The 5,048-nt window shown below is 63.0% G+C and carries 7 protein-coding genes; 5 read left to right on the plus strand and 2 right to left on the minus strand.

Features of this window, described 5'->3' with window-relative positions:
* The first annotated feature begins 180 nt into the window (after positions 1-180).
* From EOA86_RS21625 to dnaQ, 4 genes are all read left to right on the plus strand, one after another.
* Complete coding sequence (locus EOA86_RS21625; protein ID WP_128343499.1) at positions 181-780, plus strand: Maf-like protein; 600 nt, start codon at positions 181-183, stop codon at positions 778-780.
* Positions 773-1,621 (plus strand): shikimate dehydrogenase, encoded by an 849-nt coding sequence (locus EOA86_RS21630; RefSeq protein WP_128343501.1) that lies wholly within the window; start codon positions 773-775, stop codon positions 1,619-1,621. The genes EOA86_RS21625 and EOA86_RS21630 overlap by 8 nt, the downstream gene beginning before the upstream one ends.
* Before the next feature lie 11 nt (positions 1,622-1,632).
* The gene (coaE, locus tag EOA86_RS21635; RefSeq protein WP_128343502.1) at positions 1,633-2,235 is read left to right on the plus strand and encodes a dephospho-CoA kinase; all 603 of its coding nucleotides are present in this window, start codon (positions 1,633-1,635) and stop codon (positions 2,233-2,235) included.
* Positions 2,236-2,320: 85 nt separating this feature from the next.
* Positions 2,321-3,040 (plus strand): DNA polymerase III subunit epsilon, encoded by a 720-nt coding sequence (dnaQ, locus tag EOA86_RS21640; RefSeq protein ID WP_128343503.1) that lies wholly within the window; start codon positions 2,321-2,323, stop codon positions 3,038-3,040.
* 196 nt (positions 3,041-3,236) lie between these two features.
* Here the strand turns inward: dnaQ and secB are convergent, their stop codons facing one another.
* Together secB and EOA86_RS21650 are read right to left on the minus strand one after the other, a co-directional pair.
* Positions 3,237-3,737 carry a protein-export chaperone SecB gene (gene secB, locus EOA86_RS21645; RefSeq protein ID WP_029348040.1) on the minus strand — a complete coding sequence of 167 codons (501 nt, stop codon included), beginning with the start codon at positions 3,735-3,737 and terminating at the stop codon, positions 3,237-3,239.
* Between the two features lie 143 nt (positions 3,738-3,880).
* Positions 3,881-4,381, minus strand: coding sequence for an FxsA family protein (locus tag EOA86_RS21650; protein WP_128343506.1), 501 nt, complete (start codon positions 4,379-4,381; stop codon positions 3,881-3,883).
* 199 nt (positions 4,382-4,580) lie between these two features.
* Between EOA86_RS21650 and EOA86_RS21655 the strand changes: the two genes are divergently transcribed.
* A partial coding sequence (locus EOA86_RS21655; RefSeq protein ID WP_128343504.1) for a Tim44/TimA family putative adaptor protein occupies positions 4,581-5,048 on the plus strand: 468 nt, incomplete at its 3' end.

A 5,048-nucleotide genomic window follows, 5' to 3' on the forward strand; every position in this document is an offset into this window, starting at 1 on the left:
AGACGCGCTAGGGCGTGTGATATTCAGGTGATGCCGGCCTGCAAACGGCTGCTTCCTGCGCTTCCGGTGCTCACGTACGAAAAGTACGCTCCGCTCCGGATCTCGGAAGCCACCATTTTCGGCTCGGCCTGACCTGAATCTCGACACCCGCTAGTGAGCGTCAGGAATCGGGCGGTAAAAATGGCCGAAAAAATCATCCTTGCCTCGGGCAGTCCGTTCCGCAAAGCGCTGCTTGTCCATGCCGGCGTGCCGGTCGAGGCGGTTCCGGCGGAAGTCGACGAGCGCGCGCTTGAGGCGCCACTAAAAGGCAGCGGTATCTCGCCTGAAGACGTCGCCTTGGTGCTTGCCGAGGCCAAAGCCACAGAGGTCAGCGAGCGAAAGCCCGGCGCCCTGGTGCTTGGCTGCGACCAGACGCTGTCGCTCGGCGACGAGCTGTTCCACAAGCCAGTCGACATGGAAGGCGCGCGCCGCCATCTCTTGGCGCTGTCGGGAAAGACCCATCAGCTCAACAGCGCCGTGGTGCTGGCCCGCAACAGTGCGGTTCTGTGGCGGCATGTCGGCATTGCCAGCCTGACCATGCGAAAGCTCGATCCGGCCTTCATCGGCCGCCATCTGGCGCGGGTCGGCGCCAAGGCGCTGTCCAGCGTCGGCGCCTACCAGATCGAAGGCGAAGGCATCCAGCTGTTCGAAAGAATAGAAGGCGACTACTTCACCATCGTCGGCCTGCCGCTTCTGCCCGCTCTGGCCAAGCTGCGTGACCTCGGCGCCATCGATGGCTGAGGCTGCGAAAAAGGCATTCGTCACCGGCCACCCGGTCGCGCATTCCCGGTCGCCGAAGATCCATTCCTATTGGCTGGCGAAATACGCTATCGACGGCAGCTACCGGGCCATCGACGTCGCGCCGGAGGCTTTTGCCGAATTCGTGAGAATGGTCGAGGCGACTGGCTACCGTGGCGGCAACGTCACCATCCCGCACAAGGAGGCCGCCTTCGCGCTGGCGACGCACCGCGATGATGCGGCCGAACAGATCGGTGCCGTCAACACGCTGTGGTTCGAGGGCGGAAGTCTGTGCGGCGGCAACACCGACGCCCATGGCTTTGCCGCCAATCTCGACGAGCATGCGCCGGGCTGGGCCGCAAATAGCCCGGCCGTGGTGCTCGGTGCCGGCGGCGCCGCCCGCGCGGTCATCCATGCGTTGATGGAACGCGGCATCAGTGACATCCGCATCGTCAACCGAACGCTCGCCCGAGCCGAGGAATTGCGCCACCGCTTCGGCGCCGGCGTCTCGGCCCATGGCACGCAGGCGACCGGCGAGCTGCTTGCCGATGCCGGCCTGCTGGTCAACACGTCAGCGCTCGGCATGCATGGCCATGAAGGCCTGTCCGCCGATCCCCGCAGGCTGCCGGACCATGCCATCGTCACCGACATTGTCTATGTGCCGCTGGAAACGCCATTGCTGGCCGCAGCCAAAGCGCGGGGCCTGAAGACCGTAGACGGCCTCGGCATGCTGCTGCACCAGGCGGTGCCCGGCTTCGAGCGCTGGTTCGGCATCAGGCCGGAGGTCACTGCCGAATTGCGGCAGATGATCGTCGCCGATCTCGGTGCTCAAGGAATGACTTAGGAGTGAAAGGCATGATCGTGCTCGGCCTCACCGGATCGATCGGCATGGGCAAGTCGACTACGGCCAGGATGTTTGCCGAAGCCGGCGTGCCCGTCCACGATTCGGACGAGGCTGTGCATCGCCTCTACGCCGGCAAGGCGGCTCCGCTGGTGGAGGCGGCTTTTCCCGGAACCACAAAATCCGGGTCGGTCGATCGCACGAAGCTGGCCGAGCGGGTGCTCGGCGATGCCGCAGCCTTGAAACGGCTGGAAGCGATCATCCACCCGCTGGTCCGCGCCGACGCCGACGCCTTCCTGGCTCGGAACCGTGCCGCCAGCGCGCCGCTTGTCGTTCTCGATATCCCGCTGCTGTTCGAAACCGGTGGCCGCGACCGCGTCGACAAGGTCGTGGTCGTCACCGCCTCGGCCGAAATCCAGCGCGCCCGCGTGCTGGCGCGGCCGGGCATGAGCGAAAAGAAGCTGGTGTCAATCCTGGCCAGGCAAGTTCCCGACGCCGAAAAGCGCAAGCGCGCCGATTTCATCATCGACACTGGACAGGGCTTCGATGCGGCGCGCGCGGCGGTCAATGCGATCGTCGCCGAACTGGTGGGGGATAAGGCCGGCAAGCCTGCTTAACGCGCTTGCATCCGGCGGAATATGTTGCCAATTTGTTCCCATAATGATTCGGCTGGAATAACGCCGGACCCAACGGAATGATTCGATGCGCGAGATCATCTTCGACACGGAAACCACCGGTCTCGATTTCCGCGATGACCGCGTCATCGAGCTTGGCTGCATCGAGCTGGTCAATCGGTTCCCGACCGGCCGCACCTTCCACCATTACATCAATCCGCAAGGACGACCGATTCATGCGGAGGCGCAGGCCGTTCATGGCATCAGCGCCGCCGATCTCATGGGAAAGCCGACCTTCAGCGACATCGCCGAGGAGTTTCTTGCCTTCATCGACGGCGCCAAGCTGGTCGCCCACAATGCGACTTTCGATATCGCTTTTCTCAATGTCGAATTCGGCCGGCTTGGCCATCCGCTCGTTGACCCCGGACTTGTCGTCGACACCCTGGCGCTGGCGCGCCGCAAGCATCCGATGGGACCCAATTCGCTTGACGCGCTGTGCCGGCGCTACGGCATCGACAATGCCCGTCGCACCAAGCACGGCGCGCTGCTCGATTCGGAATTGCTGGCCGAAGTCTATATCGAGCTCATCGGCGGCAAGCAGGCAGCCCTCATCCTCGACAGCGCCACGGCGCCGGCCGGCGGCAGGAGAAATGTCGACGATATCAATATCAGCATCGGCGCGCGGCCGATTGCACTGCCTTCTCGCCTGACCGCCGCAGAGCGTAGCGCGCACGCGAGCATGGTCGGCACATTAGGCGAAAACGCGCTCTGGCTGCGCGTCGCCGCGGAAGCAAGTTCCGCGGCATAGCGATTGACGGGTAGGAAGGCGATCGGCAGCGAACGTCGATTGTTTCGTTCCGTGGTAATCTCCAAGGTCTGCGACCCGCCACTGAAATTGGCCGCTGGAACGATCGGCTTCCGATCTGTCAGGATCGAGGAGCTCGTCTCAAAGCAAAAAAACCCGGCGCGAGGCCGGGTTCTTCAAAGGCTGCGCAACATCAGCCTCAGCTCACCTTGACCTTGCCGGCGGCCTGGTCCTCAGCCAGCTTCTGCTGGAACATCTGCGCGAAATCGATCGGATCGAGCATCAAGGGCGGGAAGCCGCCATTGCGCGTCGCCTCGGCGATAATCTGCCTGGCGAACGGAAACAGCAGCCGCGGGCATTCGATGAACAGCAGCGGCAGCATGTGCTCCTGCGGGAAGCCGCTGATGGCGAAAACGCCGCCATAGACCAGCTCGACGTTGAACAGCACTTCCTTGTCGAAGGACGCCTTGGCGTTCAGCGTCAGATTGACGTCGAACTGCTTGTCCGAAAGCGGGTTGGCGTTGACATTGACGTTGATGGCGATGCCAGGGGCCTTGTCGCGGCCGCGCAGCGAGTTCGGCGCGCCGGGGCTTTCGAAGGAAAGGTCCTTCACATATTGCGCAAGCACATTGAGCGAGGGCTGCGTCGCGTCGCCGTTGCCACTGGCCGCGCCGGTCGGCGCGTCGTCTTTGCTGGCCATAAGCCTTTGTCCTTTTGCCTGGGGCAGCGTTGCTGACCGGATTGAAATCGGGCGTTCGCTACCATGGCCGGCATGACAAGACAAGGTTTGCCGACCTACTCGTCCCAGAGGCGTTTGCCGACCCTACTCGTCCTCAAGGCGAGCTACTCGTCCTTGAGGCGGCGCCATGGAGAATTGTGATCCGGGCCGCGCTTGTAGTCGTCGCCGCGCGAATAGTCGCTGTCGTCAAGGTCGATGGTCTTGTCGCGTTGCCGGGTCCTGAACCCGCCGGTGCTGAAATTGGTCGCCAGCACGATGCGGCCTTTCAACAGGCGCCAGGCAAGGTCGCGAACCGGCGGCAGGAACAGCAGAATGCCGAAAATGTCAGTAATGAAGCCGGGAATGATGAGCAGGATCGCGGCCAGCACGATCATGGCGCCATGCGCGAGCTGGCGGCTTGGATCACGGCCGGCGTCCATCTCGGCCCGGACCCGGGTCATGACGCCGAAACCCTGGTATCGCAACAACAGCGCGCCGGCGATGCTCGAAGCCAGCACCAGGCCGACCGTCGCCAGGGCGCCGACCTGGCGGCCGACAACGACGAAACCAGCGATCTCCAGCAGCGGAAGCGCGAGGATGAACAAGGGAAGCAGCGAAATGCGCAAATCTTGACCGATCATTTCCATGTTTTGTCGGCCTGCGGGCAATCGCCGCTGGCACTGGCTCTTTTAGATAGGTATGCCTGCCTTTAATTTGAATGATTGCACCTTGCGTTCTATATGCTTTGGATGTTGAACGCTATGCGACCGCAGCCATTGCCTGGCCGGGCGGTCCGGCCGGAGTAGGGATTGATTGGCGGAAGATATGGGATTCTTCGACTTCGGCACGATTTTCTTTCTGGTTGCGGCGGTTGTGATCTTTTTCCAGCTGCGCAATGTGCTCGGCCGCCGCACCGGCAGTGAGCGCCCGCCCTTCGATCCCTATACGGCGGGCCGGACGCGCGACGACACCCAGAAGCCGGAGAATGTGGTCTCGCTGCCGCGCAAGCGAGCGCCGGGAGAGCCGGCAATCGACGCCTATGCGGCGATCGACGCCTTCGCCAAGCCTGACACCGATCTCAACAAGGGCCTGCGCGCGATCAAGGACAATGATCCGGCATTCGACCCGAAGACCTTCGTCGATGGCGCCAAGATGGCCTATGAAATGATCGTGATGGCCTATGCCGATGGCGACCGCAAGACGCTGAAGAACCTGTTGTCGCGCGAGGTCTATGACGGCTTTGTCGCGGCCATCGGCGACCGCGAGGCGAAATCGGAAAAGATCCAGTCCTCC

The organism is Mesorhizobium sp. M5C.F.Ca.IN.020.32.2.1, assembly GCF_004023105.1.
GTDB lineage: Bacteria > Pseudomonadota > Alphaproteobacteria > Rhizobiales > Rhizobiaceae > Mesorhizobium > Mesorhizobium wenxiniae.